Origin of the sequence: Bradyrhizobium sp. (assembly GCF_028868675.1) — a bacterium.
GTDB lineage: Bacteria > Pseudomonadota > Alphaproteobacteria > Rhizobiales > Xanthobacteraceae > Bradyrhizobium.
In genome coordinates this window covers 23,402-46,973 of the sequence record NZ_JAGWUA010000015.1, presented here as the reverse complement: position 1 = coordinate 46,973, position 23,572 = coordinate 23,402, and the positions used below count along the sequence as shown (strand labels likewise).

Annotated in this window: 20 protein-coding genes; 3 read left to right on the top strand and 17 right to left on the bottom strand. The window is 66.1% G+C overall.

The genetic code is table 11. The annotated features are described in order from the left end of the window. The 3 genes from hpnD to KGM94_RS04060 all read right to left on the bottom strand — a co-directional run. A partial coding sequence (gene hpnD / locus KGM94_RS04070) for a presqualene diphosphate synthase HpnD (protein ID WP_300255229.1) occupies positions 1-763 on the bottom strand: 763 nt, incomplete at its 3' end. Continuing rightward, complete coding sequence (gene hpnC / locus KGM94_RS04065; RefSeq protein ID WP_300255228.1) at positions 753-1,637, bottom strand: squalene synthase HpnC; 885 nt, start codon at positions 1,635-1,637, stop codon at positions 753-755. The genes hpnD and hpnC, both read right to left, overlap by 11 nt. Positions 1,638-1,816: 179 nt before the next feature. Further along, a complete protein-coding gene (locus tag KGM94_RS04060) occupies positions 1,817-2,053 on the bottom strand; it encodes a hypothetical protein (RefSeq protein ID WP_300255227.1) in 237 nt (78 codons plus the stop codon). Positions 2,054-2,422: 369 nt separating this feature from the next. Between KGM94_RS04060 and KGM94_RS04055 the strand changes: the two genes are divergently transcribed. After that, a complete protein-coding gene (locus tag KGM94_RS04055) occupies positions 2,423-2,917 on the top strand; it encodes a hypothetical protein (protein WP_300255226.1) in 495 nt (164 codons plus the stop codon). Positions 2,918-3,016: 99 nt separating this feature from the next. Here the strand turns inward: KGM94_RS04055 and KGM94_RS04050 are convergent, their stop codons facing one another. The 4 genes from KGM94_RS04050 to KGM94_RS04035 all read right to left on the bottom strand — a co-directional run bounded on the left by KGM94_RS04050 (position 3,017) and on the right by KGM94_RS04035 (position 9,526). Continuing rightward, positions 3,017-5,383, bottom strand: coding sequence for an MMPL family transporter (locus tag KGM94_RS04050; RefSeq protein WP_300255225.1), 2,367 nt, complete (start codon positions 5,381-5,383; stop codon positions 3,017-3,019). Between the two features lie 213 nt (positions 5,384-5,596). Next, complete coding sequence (gene eutC / locus KGM94_RS04045) at positions 5,597-6,382, bottom strand: ethanolamine ammonia-lyase subunit EutC (protein ID WP_300255224.1); 786 nt, start codon at positions 6,380-6,382, stop codon at positions 5,597-5,599. 7 nt (positions 6,383-6,389) lie between these two features. Next, complete coding sequence (locus KGM94_RS04040) at positions 6,390-7,976, bottom strand: B12-binding domain-containing radical SAM protein (protein WP_300255223.1); 1,587 nt, start codon at positions 7,974-7,976, stop codon at positions 6,390-6,392. 167 nt (positions 7,977-8,143) lie between these two features. Continuing rightward, complete coding sequence (locus tag KGM94_RS04035) at positions 8,144-9,526, bottom strand: ethanolamine ammonia-lyase subunit EutB (RefSeq protein WP_300255222.1); 1,383 nt, start codon at positions 9,524-9,526, stop codon at positions 8,144-8,146. Positions 9,527-9,824: 298 nt separating this feature from the next. Here KGM94_RS04035 and KGM94_RS04030 point away from each other — a divergent pair, with 298 nt between their 5' ends. After that, the gene (locus KGM94_RS04030) at positions 9,825-11,564 is read left to right on the top strand and encodes a methyl-accepting chemotaxis protein (RefSeq protein WP_300255221.1); all 1,740 of its coding nucleotides are present in this window, start codon (positions 9,825-9,827) and stop codon (positions 11,562-11,564) included. 7 nt (positions 11,565-11,571) lie between these two features. On the opposite strand, the gene KGM94_RS04025 is transcribed toward KGM94_RS04030, so the two are convergent. The 7 genes from KGM94_RS04025 to KGM94_RS03995 all read right to left on the bottom strand — a co-directional run bounded on the left by KGM94_RS04025 (position 11,572) and on the right by KGM94_RS03995 (position 17,933). Then, positions 11,572-12,789, bottom strand: a complete 1,218-nt coding sequence (locus tag KGM94_RS04025; RefSeq protein ID WP_300255220.1) for an acyl-CoA dehydrogenase family protein — start codon at positions 12,787-12,789, stop codon at positions 11,572-11,574. A 134-nt stretch (positions 12,790-12,923) separates the two neighbouring features. Then, the gene (locus KGM94_RS04020) at positions 12,924-13,148 is read right to left on the bottom strand and encodes a hypothetical protein (protein WP_300255219.1); all 225 of its coding nucleotides are present in this window, start codon (positions 13,146-13,148) and stop codon (positions 12,924-12,926) included. A gap of 64 nt (positions 13,149-13,212) precedes the next feature. Beyond that, positions 13,213-13,788: an HdeD family acid-resistance protein gene (locus KGM94_RS04015; RefSeq protein ID WP_300255218.1), complete on the bottom strand. Its 576-nt coding sequence runs from the start codon at positions 13,786-13,788 to the stop codon at positions 13,213-13,215. A 110-nt stretch (positions 13,789-13,898) separates the two neighbouring features. After that, positions 13,899-15,422, bottom strand: coding sequence for an FAD-dependent oxidoreductase (locus KGM94_RS04010; protein ID WP_300255217.1), 1,524 nt, complete (start codon positions 15,420-15,422; stop codon positions 13,899-13,901). Positions 15,423-15,452: 30 nt separating this feature from the next. Beyond that, a complete protein-coding gene (folE, locus tag KGM94_RS04005; RefSeq protein WP_300255216.1) occupies positions 15,453-16,079 on the bottom strand; it encodes a GTP cyclohydrolase I FolE in 627 nt (208 codons plus the stop codon). Between the two features lie 119 nt (positions 16,080-16,198). Then, entirely contained in the window at positions 16,199-17,092 is an 894-nt protein-coding gene (locus KGM94_RS04000; protein WP_300255215.1) for an alpha/beta hydrolase, read from the bottom strand. A 13-nt stretch (positions 17,093-17,105) separates the two neighbouring features. Next, entirely contained in the window at positions 17,106-17,933 is an 828-nt protein-coding gene (locus KGM94_RS03995) for an HD domain-containing protein (protein WP_300255214.1), read from the bottom strand. Between the two features lie 492 nt (positions 17,934-18,425). Between KGM94_RS03995 and KGM94_RS03990 the strand changes: the two genes are divergently transcribed. Continuing rightward, entirely contained in the window at positions 18,426-19,841 is a 1,416-nt protein-coding gene (locus tag KGM94_RS03990) for a hypothetical protein (RefSeq protein ID WP_300255213.1), read from the top strand. A gap of 56 nt (positions 19,842-19,897) precedes the next feature. On the opposite strand, the gene KGM94_RS03985 is transcribed toward KGM94_RS03990, so the two are convergent. The 3 genes from KGM94_RS03985 to KGM94_RS03975 form a co-directional block, all read right to left on the bottom strand. Continuing rightward, complete coding sequence (locus KGM94_RS03985; RefSeq protein ID WP_300255211.1) at positions 19,898-21,421, bottom strand: altronate dehydratase family protein; 1,524 nt, start codon at positions 21,419-21,421, stop codon at positions 19,898-19,900. Between the two features lie 96 nt (positions 21,422-21,517). Then, positions 21,518-22,294 carry an aldolase/citrate lyase family protein gene (locus tag KGM94_RS03980; protein WP_300255209.1) on the bottom strand — a complete coding sequence of 259 codons (777 nt, stop codon included), beginning with the start codon at positions 22,292-22,294 and terminating at the stop codon, positions 21,518-21,520. Between the two features lie 126 nt (positions 22,295-22,420). Beyond that, positions 22,421-23,509, bottom strand: coding sequence for a malate/lactate/ureidoglycolate dehydrogenase (locus KGM94_RS03975; RefSeq protein ID WP_300255208.1), 1,089 nt, complete (start codon positions 23,507-23,509; stop codon positions 22,421-22,423). Positions 23,510-23,572 lie beyond the last annotated feature (63 nt).

Below are 23,572 nucleotides of genomic sequence, written 5' to 3'. Positions count from 1 at the left end.
AGCCTCGCTCGAGCAGGAGGTCGAGGATCGCGTGGTAGTATCTCGACATGATCCGCGGCGCACGCACGGCGCGGCGCCTGTTGCGGTCCATGATCTCGTTCGCCTTGTCGAAATGCGCCTTCGCCCGCTGCGCGAGCGGCAGGCAGACTTTTGGCAGCGCGCGCTCGGCGGTCACGCGCATCGGATCGCTGCCGGTGATTCCGGCATGCAGCAGGGCCTCGCGCGGCAGATAGAGCCGCCCGAGCGTCGCGTCCTCGTCGATGTCGCGCAGGATGTTGGTGAGCTGCAGCGCCCGGCCGAGATGATGCGCGAGCTGGATGCCGTCGTCTTCGGGCATGCCGAACACCCGCACCGACAGCCGCCCGACGGCGCTGGCGACGCGATCGCAGTAGAGATCGAGCGTCGCCATGTCGGGGGCGCGGATGTCCTGCGGCACGTCCATCTCCATGCCGTCGATGATGGCGAGGAAATCCTCGCGCTTGAGGCCGAAGCTCTTCACCGAGGCGACGTAGTCGGCGAGCCGGGCCGGCGGACGGCCCCGATAGAGCGCGTCGATGTCGTCGCGCCACTGCTGGAGCGCCGCAAGGCGCTCGTCGCGCGGCCCGTTGGAATCGGCGATGTCGTCGACCTGACGGCAGAAGCTGTAGATCTGGAACATCGCCTCGCGCTGGGCGCGCGGCAGGATGCGCATCGCGGCGTAGAAGGAGCTGCCGGATGCGCTGGTGCCGTATGCGGCGCTGGGCGGCGTCGCCTCAAGCGTCATGCGCCGGCCCCGGATTGGAGATCGCCTTGCGCCCGATGGCACGGCGGCCGATTTCGCCGAGCATGCCGGCGAGGCTGAAGGTGGCGAGTTCGAGCTTGTTCAGATGCACCCGCTCGCGCAGGGGATCGCGCACCTTGAGCAGGCGCACGATGCGGTCGGCATAGGCCTGGATCACCGCGATATCGAGGCCGAGGCGAAGATCCCTCACCTCGGCGCTGAGCGACTTGCTCTCCCCGAGCAGCTGCTCGTTGCGTGCGGCGAGGGCCTGCAGGCATTGCAGCATCGCGGGCGGCGACTGGTCGAGCCCGAGCTGCTCGACCGAAGCACCGCTCGCGGCAAGCGCGTCGCGCGGCAGATAGACGCGGTTGAGCGCACGAAAATCCTTGCCGCAGTCCTGCAGGTGATTGTTGATCTGCAGGCCCGCGCAGAGCGCGTCGGAGGCGGCCCAGGTCGCGGTGCTCTCGCCGTGGACGTCGAGCATGAAGCGGCCGACCGGCATCGCCGAATAGCGGCAATAATGGATGACCTCGTCCCAGGTCTCGTAGCGCAGCTTGGTCACGTCCATCCGGAACGCCACCAGCACGTCGAGCGCATGGCGCGGCGCCATGCCGCGCTCGCCGAGCGCGCGCCGCAGGTTGACGGCCTCGGCCTGGGTGTCGCCGCCTCCGAGCAGCTCGCGCTCGAGCAGGTCGAGAAAGGCGAGCTTCTCCGCGGGGCCGAGCGTGGCGTGGTCGGCGATGTCGTCGGCGGTCCGGACGAAATCGTAGAACGCCAGGATCAGCGCCCGATGACGCGGATGAATGATCCACGACGCGACGGGAAAATTCTCGTCACGGTCGGTCTTGCCGGATCGCAATTCGCTCGCAGAGGCCATCGAGGACGGGTCAACAATCGTCTGAACGGGAAAGGTCTTCCGCTTGCACGGGGTCACGCCGGGCAAGGCCGTCGCGGCCCCCATATAGGGGAAGACGGCCGCAAAACCAATCCTGTCTCTGACATCCCCTGCGGGCCGCGCGACGGACGGCGGAGCCGCCGGGCGCCGGCGCGCAAGGCTTATTGATTGTGGGTCTTCAGGACCTGGTCGCACGCCGGCGAGATCTTCGACCGGTTCTCCTTCAGGCACGCCAGAATGGTGAAATCGCCCTGGTCGATGACGGGCCGGCAGAACTTCTGCACGTCGCGGGTGCAGGCCTTCTGCTCTTCGGGGGTGCCGCTGCGCTGTTGCTGGGCAAACGCCGCCGTCGAGAGCGACGCCGACAGCACGGTGAGAGCGAGGAGAAGCTTACGCATGATGGTCCTTCATTCTGACGCCAGAATCCTCCGCTGCCCGACAGCACAGGCGGACGGCCGGAACGGAATGTTCTGATGAGGTGTGCCGCGACACGCGCAGCAACGAGAAGAGCAGAAGCGCCGGAAAATGCGGCCAAATTGGCCCCGAGCCCGGCAAATCGTACCTTTCGCACCCTCCATTTGCCAGATGTAACAGGTTGATACTACAAGATTATCCGGGAACCCCGCGTTTTGCCATTTACCTGTTGCAGTGATGCATCGCTCGCTCTTAATCATTGAACCTGGTGCGGCACGGGGGACACTAAACTTTCGATGCGGCGAGGCGTTCTTGACTGATGGGAACGTCATTCCAAAGCGGGATATTCTGACATGAAGTTCTTTGGGCGATCTGGACAGGCGATCAAGGCAGCCGGCATCGGCGCGGCACTGCTGTTCTCGGTGTCGGCGAGCCATGCTCAGTCCGGGCCCTTTGCCGGCTTCGACGGCGCGTGGTCGGGCACCGGCACGGTATCGCTGTCCGACGGCTCGACCGAGCGCATCCGCTGCAAGGCGGACTACAAGGTCGGCGGCGGCGGCCTCAGCCTGAAGCAGAACCTGCACTGCGCCAGCGACAGCTACAAGTTCGATCTCTCCAGCGACGTGACGAGCCAGGGCGACCGGATTTCCGGCAGGTGGAGCGAAGCCAGCCGCAACGTGTTCGGCGAGCTGCAGGGCACAGCGGGCGGCGGCCAGATCGACGTGTTCGTCGAGGCTGCGGGCTTCGCCGCCAACCTGACGCTGCGCACCAACGGCAGCAAGCAGACGGTGAACATCATCTCCAAGGGCGAGATCCGCGGCGTCAACATCACGATGGTGAAGAGCTGACGCGCTTTCCCCTTCCGACCAGACTGCAAAGAACCCTGGTTGTTCCGAACCAGGGTTTTTTCTCGTCCGCGATCGGAGGCGCGGCTCGCCCCGGATCGCTCAGATCGCGCGCTTGTCGCTGCCCTGAAGCCGCTCATGCAGGTTGATCAGCCACATCGCCGTCGGGCGCAGGATGAAGAGATCGGCGACGAGCGCCGCGACCATCGAGAAGGCCCCGAGCCAGCCGAACAGGCGTAGTGACGGCAGGTCGGAGAACACGGTCACGACGAGGCCGCAGGCGAGCACCACCGTGGTCAGGATCAGCGCCGGCCCGACCAGGACGGTGGCCCGTTCCACGGCGAGCGCCGAAGAGACACCGGGCTTGCCCTCCAGCCGCAGGCGGTTGAGGAAGTGGATGGTCGCGCTCAGCCCCAGGCCGAAGGAGACCGTGAGCGCCACCACGCTTGCGAATTGCAACCCCTCCCCGAGCGCCCACAGTACGGTGCCCGCCAGCACCACCGGGAAGATGCCGGGCAGAATGCAGGCGAACATCACGACCCAGGAGCGGAAAGCGAGCCCGATGAAGATCGCGACCAGCGCGAATTCCACGGTGAGGCCGCGGTTGAGCTTCTCGATCATGTTTGCCGAGTTGCGCGCGGCGATCGCCGACAGGCCGGTGACCGCGATCTCGTAGCCGGGGTGCGCCTTGCGCACGGCGTCGAGTTCGTGGTCGAGCTTCTCGACCATGGGCAGGATCTGGCTGGAGTCGAGGTCCGGCACGCGGCCCGACACCACGACCGCGTCCTGCTCCTTGTCGATGAAGCGGCGCACCAAGTGCTCGGGGAGCACGTCGACATATTCCTTCAGCGTCGCAACGTCGGTCGAGCCGGCCTTTTCGGCGAGCCAGCGCCGCAAGGTCTCCAGCGACCAGACGTTGCCGACGCCGGCCGCCTTCTCCACGATCGAATGCACCTCGGCAATGGTGTCGAGCGTGCTCTTCGAATAGAGCGATTCGCCCTTGGGGAATTCGATCAGCACGTCGATCGGATTGGCGCCGGTGAGCTTCGCATCGAGCCGGCTGGAGGCCGCGACGGCCTGGCGCTTGTCCGGCACCTGGTCGGCGAGCCGGTAGCGCGGCTGGAGATTGGCGTAGACGACGCCGAGGCTGCCGACGAACAGCACCGCGATCAGGCTGAACAGGCCGGGCCGGCCGACCATGCGCACCGCGATCCAGTAGCAGAAGTTGCGCAGCGCCTGCACGCCGGCGTCCGCGCTCTGGAACTTGACCGCGAAGACCCTCTCGTTGCGTACGAACAGCACGCCGAACACCGGCACCAGCGACAGCACCGCGACGAGCGCGATCATGGTCGCGGCCAGCCCCGCCTCGCCGAACTTGCGGATCAGGTCGGAATCGGAGAACTGCAGCGCGATGAAGGAAATGCCGGCGGTGCCGTGCGTCAGCACGCAGGCCGGCCCAACCACCAGCACGGCGTTCCTGAACGCGGTATACTTGTCCTGCCCCGCGATCAGCCGGTCGCGCGCTGCGAAGGTGAGCTGCATCGAGTCGGAGAAGCTGATCACCATGATGAGCGGCGTCATCACGTTCAGGAACATGTTGAGATTGAAATTGGCCCAGCCGAGCCCGCCGAGCGCCAGCAGGATCGCGATCATGGGCGGGAACGCCGCCGCCACCATGAAGGAGATCTTGCGGAAGAAGATGATGGCGATGATGCAGCCGGCGAGAATGCCGAGGATGTTGTAGGTGAGCCCGTCGCGTTCGACCGCGTTGCGGATCTCGAGCTGCATCACCGGCACGCCCGAAAGCTGCACGTTGAGCCCGGTGTCGCCGAGATCGTCCTTCATCAGCTTGCGGATGTCGCCGATGGTCTTGCCGAGATCGTTGCTCGCGACGACCTTGGGATCGAGCGACAGCACGATCAGCGCCAGCGTGCCGTCCTCCGACAACAACTTGCCGCGGATGATCTCGTTGCTCTTGACGGTCGCGATGAACTTGTCGTAGGCGGCGCCCGTCGGCAGCTCCTGTGGGAACAGCGCCGCCGGCAGCCGGCCCGGCGCCGGCGCCTGCCGCGCCGAGAACAGCGACACCAGGCCGCGGGTGCCGTCGACGAGCTGGATGTCGGTGACGAAGTCGCGCAGCTTCTCGAGATTGTCGCGCGCGAGCAGCGTCTTGCCCTCGACCACCACCAGCACGTCGAACTCGGTCGCCGGGAAGCGCTTGGTGACTTCCTCGTACTGGCGGAATTCCTTGGTGTTGGAGCGGAACAGCTGCGACAGCGAATCGTCGATCTTGATGCGTTCGATGCCGAAGATGGCGACGACGATCAGCGCGATCAGCACGAGGCAGGAGACGACCGGCGCCTTGACGGCGATCAGCCCGAGGCGCTCCAGCCCGAAAGCGATGGAGGAAGCCGGTCCCTGCTCGACCTTGTCGACATGAACCTCACTCTCGCTGTGCTTTTCGAGCATGCCTTGTCCAGTTCCTGAAATCGACTCGCCTGTCGAGCTTATCGCGCACCGCTGATGGGCCTGAAAACGCCCTGGAGATGGGAGGCTTGCCCTTTGAAAACACGCGGGAAAACGCCGCACGGGTTTAGCAGGTCCGCCCCTCCCCTCGCAAGCAGGCGGCAGCGCGCCGAAACAGTCAAGATGCCGCGATCCAGGCTCTTGATGCCGGAAGAGTCATTCGGGTGGGTGGGTACCGATTCGACGCGGCGCCCGCTCGCCGCTGTCGTCCTTCAACGCCACGCCGGTGACCTGCCGCGCCAGCCCCTCGCGGATCAGCCAGGCGATCTTGACCGCGGCCTCGTCATGGCTCAGCCCGGCGCCGTGGATATTGGAGACGCAGTTACGTTCGGCGTCGGTGCGTCCGGGCCTCGGCGCGAAGGTCAGGTAGGCGCCGAGGCTGTCGGGGGCCGACAGGCCGGGCCGCTCGCCGATCAGCATCAGCAGCATGCGGGCCCCGAGAATGGCGCCGACCTCGTCGCCCAGCGCGACGCGCGCGCCTGACGCGACAATGATGTGGCCAATCGCGACGGCCTCCGCGCCCGACAACAGCGGCAGCAGGCGCTTCAGCAGCGGCGCCGCGTGCCGATGCACCGCGGTCGGCGACAATCCATCGCCGATCACGATTGCAAGCTCGCAGGACCTCGCCGTCCCTACCGAAAGACAAGCCGCGGAGGCGGCATCGAGTTGCCGGCCGAGATCCGGCCGGCGCAAATAGTCCCGGCGATCGACGGCGCGGCTCCTCGCCGCGGAGACGGGAAGCCCGAACGCGGCGAGATCGTCCACGATCCGCTCCGCCTCGAACGCCGCATGGACGGCATCGCGGGCGCGGGCATGGTCCAGCGTGAAATTCAGCAACGATCCGGTCGGCAGGCTGGCGCCGCAGCGGCCCAGCGCCACGCGCGCGGGCGTCAGCGCCCGCAGGTCCAGGGTCGGGCGGGCCGGGGCTGGCGGGCCGGACATGGCACGGTTACTCGGCAGGAACGGACGCCTCGCGCAGCCGGATCGAGTAGTTCGACGCGTTCTGATGGCCGCGGGACGCCGCGCGGGTGAACGTGATCAGATGGTGTGCGATCATGGTGCAGCCGATCAGCCCCTCGAGGTCTCCCTGCCTGATCCGGCCCAGCGCGAACTTCCAGAACACACGCTTGTAGTCGCCGAGCACGCCGACCTTCCAGAAGATGTTGCGCAGCATGATCAGGGCGCGCTTGGCGTGAGCCCAGGTCTTCATCTCCTCGGGCACCGGCACCTTGACGCGGTTGCGATAGGTGTGGGTGCACTGATATTCGCAGCGCGCGAAGACCTTCGCCGGCGCGTAGGCGATCTCCATGCAGCGCTTCCACGAGGCAACGACATCCTCGTAGGGCAGCAGGAATTCGACGTTGGAATCGCGGCTCTCGTCATGGACGAGCCGCCCCTCGCGCTCCAGCCGGTCCCACAACGGCGTCTTCGGCAATGCCTGGAGCAGGTTGATCGTCAGCAGCGGGATGCGCGACTCCTCGGCGAAATCGATCAGCGCTTCCGCGGTGTTCGGGCCGTCGGTGTCGAGCCCCATGATGATGCCGGACACCACTTCAATGCCGTAGGAATTGATGGTGCGTACGCCCTCCAGGATCGGGACCATCATGTTGTGGTCCTTGTGCATCGCGTGCAGCGCGTCCGGGTCGGGCGTCTCGATGCCGCAGAAGACGGTGACGAAGAAGGCTTCGCGCATCTTCTCCAGGATTTCCGGGCGCTTGGCGATGTTGAGCGTCGCCTCGCAGGCGAGCCTCACCACATAGCCGGTCCGCTTCTGCCATTCGACCAGATGCGGCAACAGGTCCATCGCCGCCTTGCGGTTGCCGATGAAATTGTCGTCGACGAAGTAGATCGTGTCGGTCATGCCGCATTCGCGCTGGCGGTCGAGCTCGGCGATGATCTGCTGCGGCGTCTTGATGCGCGGGTTGCGGCCGTAGAGGCCGGGGATGTCGCAGAACTCGCATTGATAGGGACAGCCGCTGGAATACTGGACGCTGCCGAGGAGATATTTCTTGATCTCGACGAGCTCGTAGGCGGGAATCGGAAACTCCGTCATCGGCACACGGTCGCCGGTCGTCAGCACGACCTGCCGCGGCGGACGCGAGACGTCGCGCGACAGGGTCTCGATCAACTGGTTGGTGGCGTCGCCGAGCTCGCCGACATGGAGATAGTCGAAGGCGGGATAATAGTCCGGGCAGGCGCTGACCGAAGGACCACCGAGGGCGACCGGAAGGTCGAACTCGTGCGCGCGGCGGCAAATGTCGTTCATCTGCTGGCGCTGGATGTGCATGCCGCTGACGAACACCGCCTCGGCCCACTCGAAGTCCTCTTTCGAGGCAGGACGGATGTTCTCGTCGACGAAACGGACCGGCCAATCCTTCGGCAGGTAGGCCGCGATCAGGAGCAGGCCCTGCGGCGGCATGAACGCCTTGACGCCCGCGGTCAGCGGATAGGCGTGTTCGAAGGTGCCGAAGGAGGAGGTGTAACGCGGGAAGACACAGAGAATGTGCCGGATCGTTCCGTTGCTCTGAACTCGCATCGAACTTTCCTCACGCGACGAGCCCGCAGGGGCCGCAGGAACAGACACAGTGTAACGCTGGGCCCGAAATTCCTCAATATTGTGACACGGCCTCAATCCCCGAGAGGTGCCGATGGTTTCCGCGGTTCAGGCCCAAGCCGTGGACTTTCGCGCGCTTTTGTTCCGGATCACGCGATCAGCCGCGAGGCGAAATCCGGCAGCAGCCCGGCGTCGCGAGCCAGGCGGAAATCGCTGCAGGCAATGCCGGTCTGCGCCAGCCAATCGTCGAACTCCGGCGCCCGCCGCAGCCCGAAGACGTCGCGGACATAGAGCGCGTCGTGGAACGAGGTCGACTGGTAGTTCAGCATGACATCGTCGGCGCCCGGAACCCCCATGATGAAGGTGACGCCTGCCGCCGCCAGCAGGGTCAGCAGGTTGTCCATGTCGTCCTGGTCCGCCTCGGCGTGGTTGGTGTAGCAGATGTCGACCCCGAGCGGCAGGCCGAGCAGCTTGCCGCAAAAATGGTCCTCGAGGCCGGCGCGAATGATCTCCTTGCCGTCATAGAGATATTCCGGGCCGATGAATCCGACCACGCTGTTGACCAGCAAGGGATCGAAGACGCGGGCGACCGCATAGGCACGTGCCTCGCAAGTCTGCTGGTCGACGCCGTGATGGGCGTTGGCCGACAGCGCCGAGCCCTGCCCGGTCTCGAAATACATCACGTTCCGCCCGACGGTGCCGCGTCCGAGCGACAGACCCGCCTGCCGGGCCTCCCGAAGCAGCGCGAGATCGACGCCGAAGCTGCGGTTGGCGGCTTCCGTGCCGGCAACCGACTGGAACACCAGATCGACCGGAACCCCCTGCCCGATCAGCGACAGCGTCGTGGTCACGTGAGTGAGCACGCAGCCCTGGGTCGGCATCTTCAGCTTCGCGATGATCTCGTCCAGCAGCCGCAGCAGCTGCGCGATCGTGGCGGGATCGTCGCTCGCCGGATTGATGCCGATGCAAGCGTCGCCCGCGCCGAGCAAGATGCCGTCGAGGATCGAGGCGGTGATGCCGCGAGCGTCGTCGAAGGGATGGTTGGGCTGCAGGCGCGTGCTCATCCGCCCCTTCAGGCCGATGGTGTTGCGGAAGGCGGTGACCACCTCGCATTTGCGCGCCGCCAGGATCAGGTCCTGGTTGCGCATCAGCTTGGACACCGCGGCGGCCATCTCCGGCGTGATGCCGCGCGCGAGCCGTCGCAATGCCTCCTGCGTGGCGGCATCCGAGAGCAGCCAGTCGCGGAAGCCGCCGACGGTCATGGCGGCGACCGGCGCGAAGGCGCGCGCGTCATGGCCGTCGATGACGAGCCGCGTCACCTCGTCGGCCTCGTAGGGGATCACGGCCTCCTGCAAGAACCGCGCGAGCGGCACGTCGGCGAGCGCCATCCGCGCCGCGATCATCTGCTCGGCGCTGTCGGCTGCGATGCCGGCAAGTCGGTCGCCCGCGCGCGGCGGGCTCGCCTTGGCGAGCAAATCCCGCAAATCGGCGAATGTGTGGGTCGTGGCGTCGATCGTATGGCGGTAGGCCAAGAACTGCCCTCCGGATGGGTCGGATAGCGGCGGAGGCCGCAATCTAACCCGGCATCATGCGCCCTTGGCAGTCGTGACGCGGGCCCACCTTCGCAGACTGTCCGAACATGGACATCGATCTCCGAATCTTGTGATTGAATTTAAGTTATTGATATTACGTCATATTTTTATATGAACGCGCAGCCGCGGAGCCTTCTGGCGTTAACGGCGTGTCCATCTTCATCCTGCATGATTTTGCATTAATTCTATTCGATCGCGCCTGCGGCCTCCGCCGAGGCGACTTGGACCCCTGACAGCCATGACAACACGTCGTTCTGGGAATGCCGCTGGCCTGGCAGGCCGTTTCACCCTCGCAACGAGGCTCTATTCGATCTTCGCGCTGTTCGCGCTGCTGACCGCGGCCATCGCGATGCTGTCGGATTACAACAGCCGCAGGGGCGCCGAGTTGACGAGCGCGATCGCAACCGCCAATGCGGCGGCGCTGAACGTCGAGCGCGTCAATTCGCTGGTCTACGCGGTCGTGATGGAGTCCCGCGGCGTCTACATGTCGACCGACCCGGCGGTGGTGAAGAAATACGGCGAAGGGTTGCTCAAGTTCAACGGGCAGATCCTCGAGGTCGTGAAGCGCTGGGAGACCATCGTCAAGGCCGACGACGCCGAGCAGTTCTCGACCTTCAAGAAGCGCATCGAGCAGTTCGTCGAATTCCGCAAGGAGCTGGTCCGCCGCGCCAACGAGGTCAGCCCGGCCGCAGGCCGCGAATGGGGCGACAATGACGCCAACCGCAGCGTGCGCTCGGCCCTGAACAAGGATCTCGAGGCGCTGTCGAAGGTCTATGCCGAGCGCGCGCGTCAGATCGCGCAGCAGACCGAGACCAACCGCCAATTGTCCTTCGTCCTCACCTGCCTCGGTGGCTTGGCGCTGGCGCTGGTCGCGATCGGCATCGTCATCATCGCCCGCTCGATTGCCCGCCCGCTCTCCGTCATTACTGCCACCATCAAGCAGGTCGCCGACGGCGCCGAGAACGTCGAGGTACCCCATGCGGAGCGCGCCGACGAGATCGGTGCGCTGGCGCGCGCGATCCAGATCTTCAAGGACGCGATGGACCGCAACCGCAACCTCGCCTCCCAGGTGTCGCAGGACTCTTCCTCGCGCGAGCAACGCACTCGCCACATCGAAGTGGCGGTCGAGCAGTTCCGCGACGCGATCGGCGCGGTCATGCGCGGTCTCACCGACAATGCCGCCGTCATGCGCGAAACCGCGCAGACCATCAGCCGGGTCACCTCGGACGCCAACAACCGCGCCGGCACGGCGGCCAGCGCCACCGAACAGGCCTCCCACAACGTCTCGGCGGTGGCGAGCGCCGCCGAGGAGCTGTCGGCCTCCGTCGAGGAGATCGGCCGCCAGGTCCGGCAATCGGCCGGCGCGGTCGAGCAGACCGGGCAGCGCACCGAAAAGTCGATTTCGGAAATCGAGAGCCTGGCGGCTGCGACCCAGCGCATCGACGGCGTGCTCAACCTCATCCAGGCCATCGCCGCACAGACCAACCTGCTGGCACTCAACGCCACGATCGAGGCAGCGCGCGCCGGCGACGCCGGCCGCGGCTTCGCGGTCGTTGCCCATGAGGTCAAGGCCCTGGCCGGCCAGACCGCCAAAGCGACCGCCGAGATCGGCGAGAACATCAGCCAGATCCAGACCTCGACCCGCAACGCGGTGGATGCCGTGCGCGACATCGGCGGCGCGGTGCGCGAGATCAACGACGTCACCACCAACATCGCCACCGCCATCAGCCAGCAGGACGCCGCGACCCGCGAAATCTCCTCCAACGCCCAATCGGCGGCGCAGGGCAACGAGACGCTGGTCTCCAACATCGCCTCGCTGCGGGACGCGATCGGGGAGACCGACACGGCGGCCTCCTCCGTGCTGACGGCCGCCAGCAGCCTCACCGCGACCGCGGAGACGCTGTCGCGCGAGGTGGAGAAGTTCTTCCAGAACCTGCGCTCGGGCGCGACGGACGGCCGCGCGGCCAAGGCCGGCTAGACCGGCCTCACGCGGTAGCGATCCCGCCGCGTTTGATCAACTCCTTGCCGACCGCGGCCAGATGCACCTGGTCGGGCCCGTCGCCGATGCGGATGAAGCGGGCATAGACGTAGGCGCGCGCCAGGAACGTGTCCTGCGACACGCCGGCGGCGCCATGGAGCTGGATCGCGCGGTCGATCACGCGAGCCGCCATGCTGGGCACGACGATCTTGGCCGCTGCGATCAAATCGCGCGCCGCCTTGTTGCCCTCGCGGTCCATCTTGTCGGCCGCCTGCAGCGTCAGCAGTCGCGCCTGGGCGATCTCGCAGAAGGAGTGGGCGATGTCCTCCTTGACCGAGCCCTGCTCGGCGAGCGGCTTGCCGAAGGCAACCCGCGACACCGCCCGCTGGCACATCAGCTCCAATGCCCGCTGGGCGCAGCCGATCAGCCGCATGCAGTGATGGATGCGACCCGGCCCGAGCCGCCCCTGCGCGATCTCGAAGCCGCGGCCCTCGCCGAGCAGGATGTTCTCCGCGGGCACCCGGACGTTGTCGTAGACGATCTCGGGATGGCCGGCCGGCGCGTCGTCATAGCCGTAAGTGAGCATGTCGCGCACGATCCGCACGCCCGGCGTCGCCTTCGGCACCAGGATCATCGACTGCTGGCGATGGCGGTCGGGATGATCGGGCGCGGTCTTGCCCATCACGATCAGTATCTCGCAATCCTCATTCATGGCGCCCGAGGTGAACCATTTGCGCCCGTTGATGACGTAGCCGTCGCCGTCGCGCCTGATCTCGCACTGGATGTTGGTGGCATCGCTGGAGGCGACCGCGGGCTCGGTCATCGAGAAACCCGAACGGATGCGCCCCTCCAGCAGCGGCCGCAGCCAGCGTTCCTGCTGCGCCGGCGTACCGTACTGGGCCAGCACCTCCATGTTGCCGACGTCGGGCGCCGAGCAGTTGAAGACCTCCGGCGCCCACAGCACCCGGCCCATGATCTCCTTGACCGGCGCATAGTCGAGATTGCTCAGCCCCGGGCCATGCTCGCCGGCCAGGAACAGGTTCCAGAGGCCCTGCTCGCGCGCCAGGCGCTTGAGGTCCTGCAACACTTGCGGAGTCTTGCAGCGCGCGGCTTCCGGCCTGACCTGCTCGTAATAGAGCTCCTCGACCGGCTCGACATGCTGCCGCATGAACTGGCGGACGCGATCCTGCAACTCCAGCGAACGGTCGGAATGCCTGAAATCCATGGATCCTCCTGTGCGCCGCCATGACGGCGCGCGTCGGCGCGATACGAAGAGACGGTCAAGCACTCACACCAACCGACTCCAGTTTTCCGGTCTTGCGTCGAGCGGCTGAGCCACAGATTGGGGCACCCGGTCGGTCATTGGATGAACCGGCGCGAACCTTCATAGGATCGCCGCAGCAGCGCAAACAGGCTGCCGCCGGTGGCGGCACCGAGCAGGTAGACGACGATGGTCAGCAGCGCGAGCGGCGCACTGATGTCGAGCCTGAAGAACGTGATCGTGACGGTCTCGAAATTCTGCACGGCGAAGACGACGACCGCTGCGGCAAACAGCACGATGACGGCAAGATAGACCCAGCGCATGACGAACTCCTGCGGCCGGGCACCATTGTCCGGCACCTGCGTGATCAGCCCTGTGCCAGCCCGCTTACCGGCGGCGACGCAGGCTCAAGCCCAGCCCGACCCAGCCGCCGCCGGCCATGACCAGATCGATGCCGAGGAAGATGCCAAGGATATAGACGCTGTTGACGGGCCAGCGTGCCAGGATCAACAGGCCGAGCAGCAGCGTGATGACGCCCGACAGCGCCACCCAGACCCAGGGGCTTTCGCGCTTCATGCTGAAGGCCAGGAACAGCCGCACGACGCCGGATACGAGCAGCGAGGCGCCCAGGAACAGGGTCAGCAACACCGCCGCGAACAGCGGATTTTCGAACGTCAGGAAGCCCGCGACGACGTAGAGCACGCCGAGCAAGGCCCAGATCAGGAACTTGCCCCAGCTCTTCATCTGAAAAGCGCCGAACACCTCGGCGACGCCGGCGACGATCATCATCGCGCCGACCACGAGCACGCTCGCCACCGTCGCCAGCACGACGCTGCCGAGCGCGACGAAGCCGGCGATGAGGTAGACGACGCCAAGGGCGACGATCCATCCCCATTTCGCATGCAGCGCCGCGCTGCCCGATCCCAAACCGGAATTTTGTGACGTATCCGAAGCACTCGTCATGACGGCACTCCCAACTGATGCGGGGCACGCGTCAGGATAGCACGGACGGACGCCGTCAGAAATCCCTGCCGGGCGACGCGCAAGGCAGAAGTTGGGGCCGACGGTCGAGGCTACGCGCGTTCGCGCTCCATCGACAGTTCGGCCTCGAGACTGTCGAGGTCGCGATAGATCGAGGCGACCGCAAGCACGCGGCCGCCGCGCCGGTACTGCAGCAGGCAATCCTTGCCGGCAACGCTGCCGTCGAGCCTGATCTCGTCCCATCCCTCGGCGTGGCCGACATAGTTGATCGGCACGTCGTAGTGCTGGCTCCAGAAGAACGGCACGGCCGTATAAGGCTCGCGCCGGCCGAGCATGTTGCGCGCCACGGTCTGGCCCTGCCGTTCGGCGACCACCCAATGCTCGACACGGATGTTGGCCGCCGAATGCCGATCCGGCCAGCGTGCAATGTCGCCGGCGGCGTACACGCCGGGCGCGCTGGTCTCGAGGAAGGCGTTGACGAGGACGCCGCGATCGGTCGCCAGCCCCGCCTGCTCGGCGAGTCCCGTGCGCGGCCTGACGCCGATGCCGACCACGACGAGGTCGGCCTCGATGGCGCCGCCGCCCTTCAGCATGGCGCGCTTGCCGTCGAACCTCTCCACGGTATCCTCGAGATGAAAATTCACACCGTTCTCTTCGTGAAGCGCGCGGACGAAGTCCCCGATGTCGCGGCCGAGGACCCTCTCCATCGGCCGCGCTTCGGGCGCGACGACGTGGACCTCGAGCTTGCGCGCCCGCAGCGAAGCCGCGACTTCCAGACCGATGAAGCTTGCCCCGATCACCAGCGCGCGCTTGGCGCTACCGGCCGCGGCGATGATGGCGCGGCTGTCGGCAAGCGAGCGCAGCGTGTGGACGTGCGGCTGGTCGGCACCTGGAATCTGCAGCCGGACCGGTTCGGCGCCGGTTGCGAGCAGCAGGCGATCGAACGGCAGGACATCGGCATTGCCGAGAGTGACGCTGCGGCTGCGAGGATCGATCGCGGCAACCTTGGTGTTGAGCCTGAGATCGATGCCGGCGTCCCCGTAATACGCCTCGGGCCGCAGCGGCACCCACTCTTCCGGCGCATTGCCGGCCAGATAGTCCTTGGACAGGTTCGGCCGGTCGACCGGCGCGGCGCTGTCGTCGCTCAGCATGGTGACGGCGCCGGAAAATCCTTCGCGCCGAAGCATATCGGCCGCGGCAAAGCCGGCCGCGCCGCCACCGACGATGACGATCCTGTCCGGGTCCGTCGCGATCCGCCGCAGTGCGGGCTTCGCAGGCTCGCGCTTGCCGCGCACGATGATCCTGTCCCGCTCGCGAACCACCTCCCATACCGCCAGCGCAGTCAGCGCCGGTGCAACCAGGGCTTCGCCCGTGCGCAGCGAGAAGCAGGCGTGATGCCAGGGGCAACGGATGGTGTCGTCCACCACCAGCCCTTCAGCCAGCGGACCGTGGTAGTGGCTGCAAAAAGGCTCGATCGCCATGACCTCCGTGCCGAGCTTGACCAGCAGCACGTCGTCATCCCCGACGTGGCCGAGCAGCTTGCCGTCCTTGAAATCGGCAAGCGATACGCCTTGCGTCAGGTCCGGCCCGCTCGGCTGCTTCTTCTCATCGGTCATGGCGTCGCCTCCGTCGCGGAGAACCGCGGATCAATCGTCCGAATTGGCAAGACCCAGCAATTCCTGGCGCGTCAGGGCGTTGTCGCGAAACACGCCCAGCATGCGGCTGGTCACGAGGTCGGTGCCCGGCTTGTGCGCACCGCGCGTCGTCATGCAATGATGCGTCGCCTTGATGATGACGCCGACGCCTTCGGGCTTCAGCACCTCGTTGATCGTGTTGGCGATCTGCGCCGTCATCTTCTCCTGGATCTGCAGGCGCTTGGCATAGATGTCGACGACGCGCGCGAGCTTGCTGATGCCGACCACGCGCCCTTGCGGGATGTAGGCGACCCAGGCGCGCCCGACGATCGGCGCCATGTGGTGCTCGCAATGGCTCTCGAAGCGCACGCCGCGCAGCACGATCATCTCGTCATAGCCTTCGATCTCCTCGAAGGTCTTTTGCAGGATTTCGGCCGGGTCCTGCGCGTAGCCGGCGAAATATTCCTGGAAGGCCCGCGCCACGCGGTCCGGCGTCTCGCGCAGACCGTCGCGCGCGGGATCGTCGCCCGCCCAGCGGATCATGGTTCGCACGGCTTCCGCGACTTCCATGCGGCTCGGCCTCGCGGCGGGTTGTTCGGCGATCGCGACGCGCTCCAGCGCGCGCACCTGTCGGCTCATTGACGTCTCCCTCGAACCAGGCGACGGGATATCGCGTGGCAGAGATTGGACGGCGCCGATCGCAAAAGGTTCCCGGGGTGGCGAAAAATCAGGCCGGCAGGCTCGCCGCGGCCCCGCCGCTAGCCGAGCGCCGCCTTCCGCACGTCCAGCACGGCCTGCGCCCATTCGGCGGGGCGCTCCTGCGGCAGATTGTGGCCGGCATCGCGGAATACGCGCCGCTCGAAATGGCCCTCGAACTTGCGGGCGTGGTGGGCGGTGCCGGGATTGACGCCGTCGGAATCCCCGTCGATCGCAATGGTCGGGACGCGTATCTGCGGCTGCGCGGCGAGCCGCTGCTCGATCGCGGCACAGGCGGGATCGCCGGCGACCAGGCCGTAGCGATGCCGGTAGGAATGGATCACGACGTCGACGAAGTCCGGATTGTCGAAGGCTTCCGCGCTGCGCGCGAAGGTCGCGTCGTCGAACGCCCATTTCGGCGACCACATCGACCAGAGCTGGCGAGCGAAGCCGCGCGGGTTGCGTTCAAGGGCGCGGCGGCCGCGCTCGTTGTGGAACAGGTACTGGTACCAGAGCGCGGCCTCCTCCGGCGGCGAGGCCGGCTCCATCGCGCGGGCGATGTCCTGGATGTTGTAGGAATTGCCGGAGACGAGACCTGTGGCACGCTCGGGATGCAGCGCCGCGACGATGCAGGCGGCACGCCCGCCCCAGTCGTAGCCGCCGAGCACCGCGCGACCGATTCCGAGCGCGTCCATGAAGGCGAGCAGGTCGGCCCCGAGCGCCGCCTGTTCGCCGGAGCGCGGCGTCCTGGCGGAGCGGAAGCGCGTCGGCCCATAGCCGCGCAGCCACGGCACCAGCACGCGCGCGCCGGACTGCGCGAGCACGAGTGCCACTTCGGCATAGGCGTGGACGTCGTAGGGAAAGCCGTGGCCCATGATGCAGGGCCAGCCGTCCGCAGGGCCATATTCGCGATAGGCGACATCGAGGACGCCTGCGGTGACGATCTTCGCCTGCATGCTTGCGAAAGAACTATCTCTGCGGGCCGGACAGCGAGATATCGCGCTCGGCACGGAACACGTTGCTGTAGAGGTTGGCGATCCACTGCCGTCCGATCTCGGTCTTGTTGAGATAGCCGATCTCGGTCTGGATGTGCGGGGCGACGCTGTCCCAATAGAATTGCGGATAGCGGTTCACGATGTCGGCGGGCGAGTCATAGCCGAGCTGCCGGTTCATGCCGACCTCCTCGAACTCGTAGTAGAGCGCGTTGGATTTGCGCAGGTAGTTGGGATCGCCGAGCTGGCCGATCAGATCGGCGGCGCGCAGGATCGAGGCGTCTTCGCCGAAGTCCTGGCCTTCCCTGGCGGGAAACCGCGTCCCTTCGATCGCGCGGGCGATGCGCTCCCGGTCGAGGCCGGGAATGGGCTCCAGCCGCTGCATCACGTACAGCTTCGAACGGTCGACGTGATAGGCCATCAGGCTGGCGTCGGACGCGCCGCGCGACAGCGCAATCTTGGTGCCGGCCTCGTCGATCACAAAGCCGTCCTCGTCGTCCTCCTCGAACAGGCCGCGGACATAGCCGATGTCGTGGGCGAGGCAAGCGATCAGGATATGGGTATAGTCCTCCGCCGAGAGGTGGGCGTGCAGCCCGCGGCCGCGCAGGATGGCCTGTCCGGCCAGCGTCACCAGCATCGTGTGTTCGATGTTGTGATAGAGCGCGTCGCTGTTGCCGATGCATTCCAGTGCCATGCGGGCGCCGATTTCGACCATCTTGGCATGATGCTCGTCGAACCGGCGACGCATGAACGAGCCGAGAAACTCCTCCAGGGCGTCTGCCGCCAGTCCCGGTAACGTCATCATGGATGCAGCCCCGTTGTCGGTCGTATCCCGCGCAACTTCTGACGTCTCGCCGTTCTCGCCGTGGACCATCAACCAGCATAGCCCATCTGGGGTCGGCTGACCAAACCCGCAAAGCCCTCCAAACGCGGATACGCGGTACCATGCTGCAGCCTCCCGTCACGTCTTCGATCATCTGCGCGGCATTTCAGGTGCTTGACGCGATGCAGACCCCTGGGGCGTCAAGCGCAAACGGGCGATCGGCTCCGCCCAACTGACTGCATCACGTGCCGCAAGCCCCATCGCGGGGCGGCGGCCGGATCGCCTTCCGCTCCCGTCTGTGCAGTGCGGCAAGCCGCCAACCAGTCGGGGTACCCCTGCCCCACCCGTGAGGCCCCCCTCGCCGCAACGGCGCGGGTCGCTGACAGTGGAGGATGCGGCTTGGGGAACTTGATCTTGGGCGGGTTCCCAAATAGCAACGGACGGACGGATAGGTCGCGAAGTGAGGAATTCACGATGTGGCTGTTTTTCGTGCTTGTCTGGATAGGCCTTCTGATCGTGATCGCGGCCTTCGCACAGCAGGCCTTCGGTTACGATGTCGCCCACGTCTCCGCCCTGTTCTCCGCGCTGCCCCCGGCGCAGCGATATGCCACCAGCGCCATCCTGAGCATGACGGCGGTGCTGATCGGCGCCTCCGTCTTTCAGGCCTACCGGCTCTCCCGCCAGGACAGGAGCCTGAGGAGCCTGCGCGACCGTCTGAAGAACACCCGCGAGGACGTGGTGGTCGCCCATGCCCTGCAGAACCACCTCGACGCGACCGTGCAGCATCTGATCGAGAGCGACCCGCGGGAAGCCGTCTCCTCGCTCCACGCCAAGCTGGGCGATGTCGAGAAGCGGGCCGTTCTGCAGCAAAGCCGCAACCAGTCCACCGACATGCACGACCAGCTCGCCGAAATCCGGCGCCGGCAACAGGATCTTCGCGAGATGGTCGGCAAGGTTGCCGCCGAGCGGCGTGCGATCGAACCCGTCTTCACCGAGATCAAGGATCGCCAGCACCAGATCGAGCGAGCGCTGGTCGATATCGAGACCGACGACAGGAAGAACAATCTCGGCGATCGTCTCAGGGAATTGGACCGCGACGCCTCGGCGCTGCTTGCGCGGGTCAATACGGTCCAGGAGTCCTTCGCGACGCTGAACCGGTTCAGGGAGGAACTGGTCAAGTCGCAAGCCGAGCTCGTCCCCCTGCGGGCGCCGGAAGCCGGCATCAACGCGCTGGTCGGCGAACTGCGCCTCGGCCGCGACGCGCTCGCCAAGACGCTCGACGAGATCGAATCGAGCGGCGACGATGCGCTGAACGCGAAGGTGGAAGCGCTCTCCAGGAGCAAGCTCGAGATCGAGCAGCGGGTCGCACGCGTCGAGGACAGTTTCAATATCCTGGACGCGATCCGGCTGGATTTCGAGGAGCTGAGGCAGCGCCAGGCGCGCCTGGAGCGCTCACTCGCCGACGTCGAGACCGACGCCGGCGGCAAGAGCCTGATCGATCGCCAGAATGCGCTGAACGAATTCGTCGTTCAGTCCCGCTTGCGTCTCGGAGCATTGCAGGAGTCCTTCGCGACGCTGAACAGGTTCAAGGAAGAGCTCGCCAAATCGCAAGCCGATCTCATCCCCCTGCAGGCGCCGGTGTTCGGCATCGAAGCCCTGATCGCCGAAGTCCACACCGTTCGCGATCTCCTGGTCAAGACGATCGAGGAAATCGAATCGAGCGGCGACAGGGCGCTCGGCGCGCAGGTCGAGACGCTGTCGCGGAGCAAGCGCGAGATCGAGGGCAGACTGAGCCAGATTTTCGAGAATTTCACCACGCTCGACGCGCTGCGAAAGGAGATCGGCGGGATCTTCGCGACCATCCGGAACACGCTCAACCGGATCGGGTGAAGGGATGCAGGCAGGCTGACCGCCGGCGAGCCGAGCGCAGCGCGCGGCCCGTCTTGCTACATCGTCGCGCCGAGCACCCAGGGCGCAAACTCGGCGCCGCCGAAATCGAAGCTTTCGCTCTTGGTCGGCTGACCGGAGGCCGTCTTCAGGATGAGGTCGAAGATGCGCTGGCCGCACTGCTGCACGCTCTCCTCGCCCTCGAGGATGGTGCCGCAATTGACGTCCATGTCGTCTTCCATGCGCTTGTACATCGGCGTATTGGTCGCGAGCTTGATCGACGGCGCCGGCTTGCAGCCGAACACGCTCCCGCGGCCCGTGGTGAAGCAGACGAGGTTGGCGCCGCCCGCGACCTGCCCCGTCGCCGCGACCGGGTCGTAGCCCGGCGTGTCCATGAACACGAACCCCTTCTTGGTGACGGGCTCGGCGTAGTGCAGCACATCCACGAGATTGGTGGTGCCGGCCTTGGCCATCGCGCCGAGCGATTTTTCGAGGATCGTGGTGAGACCGCCGGCCTTGTTGCCGGGGCTCGGATTGGCATTCATCTCGGCGCCTTCGCGCTGCGTGTATTCCTCCCACCAGCGCATGAGATCGACGAGCTTCTCGCCGACCTCGCGGCTGACCGCCCGGCGCGTCAGGAGATGCTCGGCGCCGTAGGTCTCCGGCGTCTCGGACAGGATCACGGTGCCGCCGTGGCGCACGATGAGATCGCTGGCGGCACCCAGCGCGGGGTTGGCGGAAACGCCGGAATAGCCGTCCGAGCCGCCGCATTGCAGCGCCACGGTCAGTTCGCTCGCCGGCACGGTCTCCCGCTTCACCTTGTTGGCATCGGTCAGCGCCTCACGCACGAAGGCGACGCCGGCTTCCACCGTCTTGCGGGTGCCGCCGACCTCCTGGATGTCCATGGCACGCAGCCGGCCCGCGAGCTTCTGCTCCTCCATCAGGCCGCCGATCTGGTTGACCTCGCAGCCGAGCCCGAGCACGATCACGTTGGAGAAATTGACGTGCCGCGCATAGCCGCCGAGCGTGCGGCGAAGCAGCGCCAGCGGCTCGTCCTGCGTCATGCCGCAGCCGGTCTTGTGGGTGAGCGCGACGACGCCGTCGACATTGGGAAAATCGGCCAGCGGATTGTCGCCGGTGAACGGATTCTTCTTGAAGACGTCGGCGACGAGGCCAGCGACGTGCGCGCTGCAGTTCACCGAGGTGAGGATGCCGATGTAGTTGCGCGTGGCGACGCGGCCGTCGGGCCGGCGGATGCCCTCGAAGGTGGCGGGCAGATCGAAATTCGGCGTCGGCTTCACGTCGACGCACCAGGCATAGTCCTTGGCGAAATCGCCCATGCCGCAGTTCTGCGTATGCACGTGCTGGCCCGGCGCGATCGGCTGCGTCGCGAAGCCGATGATCTGGCCGTAGCGCCTGATCGGCTCGCCCACGGCGATCGGCTTGATCGCGACCTTGTGGCCCGAGGGAATCCGCTCGACCGTGCTCACGCCCTCGGCCACCACCGTGCCCGGCGACAAGCTCGCGCGCGCGATCAGCACGCCATCATCGGGATGCAGGCGGATGACGGGAGCCGGGGTCATGGGGTTCTCCTTCGGAGGCGAGTAGCGAATGGGGAGTGGCGAATAGGGAACGCGAGTAGCGCTATTCGCTACTCCCTATTCGCCATTCGCGGCAGCTTACGCCTTGCCGCCGGAATCCTTCCGGGTCTGGTTGACCTGCATCTTGGCGTAGGTCGCCATCAGGCCGACCTCGTTCGACAGCGTCACCAGCTTGAAGCCCATGTTGATGGCGCGCGCCGCGCCTTCGGCGCCGCTGCAATGGATGCCCGGGTTGAGCCCGCGCTTGCCGCACTCCTTGATGATCTTGTCGTAGATCGCGAGGATCTCCGGTTCGGTGCGATCGAGCTTCGGCTCGAGGCCGTAGGAGAAGCCGAGATCGGACGGCCCGATATAGACACCGTCGATGCCCTCGACGTCGAGGATCGCTTCCATGTTTCCGACTGCGGTCTTGGTCTCCATCATCGGCAGCAGCACGATCTCGTCGTTCGCCGTCTTCTGATAGGAGCCGGCGGTGCCGTACATGCCGGCGCGGATCGGTCCGTTGGAGCGCACGCCCTTCGGCGGGTATTTTGAATAAGAGACGAGGTTCTTGGCCTCCTGCGGCGTGTTGACCATTGGGCAGATCACGCCATAGGCGCCGCCATCGAGCACCTTGCCGATGATGCCGGGCTCGTTCCAGGGCACGCGCACCATTGGCGTGATCGGATGCTTGTCCATGGCCTGGAAGCACTGGACCATCGACAGATAGTCCTGCACGCCGTGCTGCATGTCGACGGTGACGCTGTCGAAGCCGCATTGCGCGACCATCTCGGCCGAGAAGCCGGAGGGAATTGCGAGCCACGCGTTGACCACGGCCTTGCCCGACTTCCAGATCTCTTTGACTTTATTCGCCACGTTGCCTTCCTTCCCTGTTGGCTGGTTGCGCTGTCATTGCCGAGCCATAAAAAAGCACCCGAGACCGTCTCCGGAGAGGCAATCTGGATTGCTCCGTTTGCGAACGCTCCTCGCAATGACGAATTCTCATGAAGCCGTGGCCCGCTGGATGCTGACCTCGCTGACGCCGACCTCGCGGGCGGTATTCACTATCGCCGCCCAGGTATCGTCCGGCAAGGGCACGCCGTTCCTGGTGCGCTCGGCCCGCGTTTTTCGCTCGGGATCGCCGGGGATCAACACCTGCTCGACGCCGGCGATCGGTTTCGTCGCCCGGATGAAATCGACGTAGCGAGAGACCTCTGCGTCGAAAATCCTGCTGGTGTCGACGACCTTGGGGTCGACGTAGAAAGCCAGCATGCCGTTGGCGAAGCGGCGGCCCGAAGAGGTCGCGCCCGTTCCGGTGAGCGCGCCGCCCAGAAGTTCGCACATCAGCGCAAGCCCCGAGCCCTTGTGCTCGCCGAAGGCGCGGATGGCGCCCGTTCCCTGGGTGTGATCGCGCGGACCGTCGGGCGTGTGGGGCCCGTAGAGCACGGCCGGATCCTCGCTCAAGCTGCCGTCGGCATCGACCAGCGCGCCCTTGGGCAGCTTCTTGCCGCCGCGGCTTGCGACCAGCACCTTGCCCTCGGCGACGATCGAGGTGGCGAAATCGAGCACGATCGGATCCTGCCCCGGACGCGGAATGCCGACGCAATAGGGCGCGGTCGACAGCCGCTTCTCGACGCCGCCGAACGGCGCGACCAGCAGCGAGCCCGCGGCATTGACGAAATGCACCGATACCAGTCCTTCGGCGGCCGCCATTTCGGCCCAGTCGCCGACGCGGCCGATATGGCCGGCATTGCGCAGCGCGACCGCGGCGAGCCCGGCCTTCCTGCATTTTTCCATGCCGATCCTCACCGCCTGCGGCGTCACCGTCTGGCCGTAGCCGAACTTGCCGTCGACCACCGCGAGCGACGGCGTGTCGAGCACCACCTCGGCGGTCTGGTTCGGCACGACCGAGCCCATCTTCTTCCAGCGGATGTAGACGGGCACGCGGATCACGCCGTGGCTGTCATGGCCGGTGAGATTGGCGGTCGTAAGGTAAGTTGCGATACGCCTGGCTTCCTCCGGCGAGGACTCCGCATGCGCGAAGACGTCGGCGACGAAGTCGATCAGCTTCTGAACCTGGATGGTGACCATAGCGGGTCTATCTGCCTCTACCTTGTTCCCGTCGCCGGTTTTGAACAGACCGGCTTGATCGGC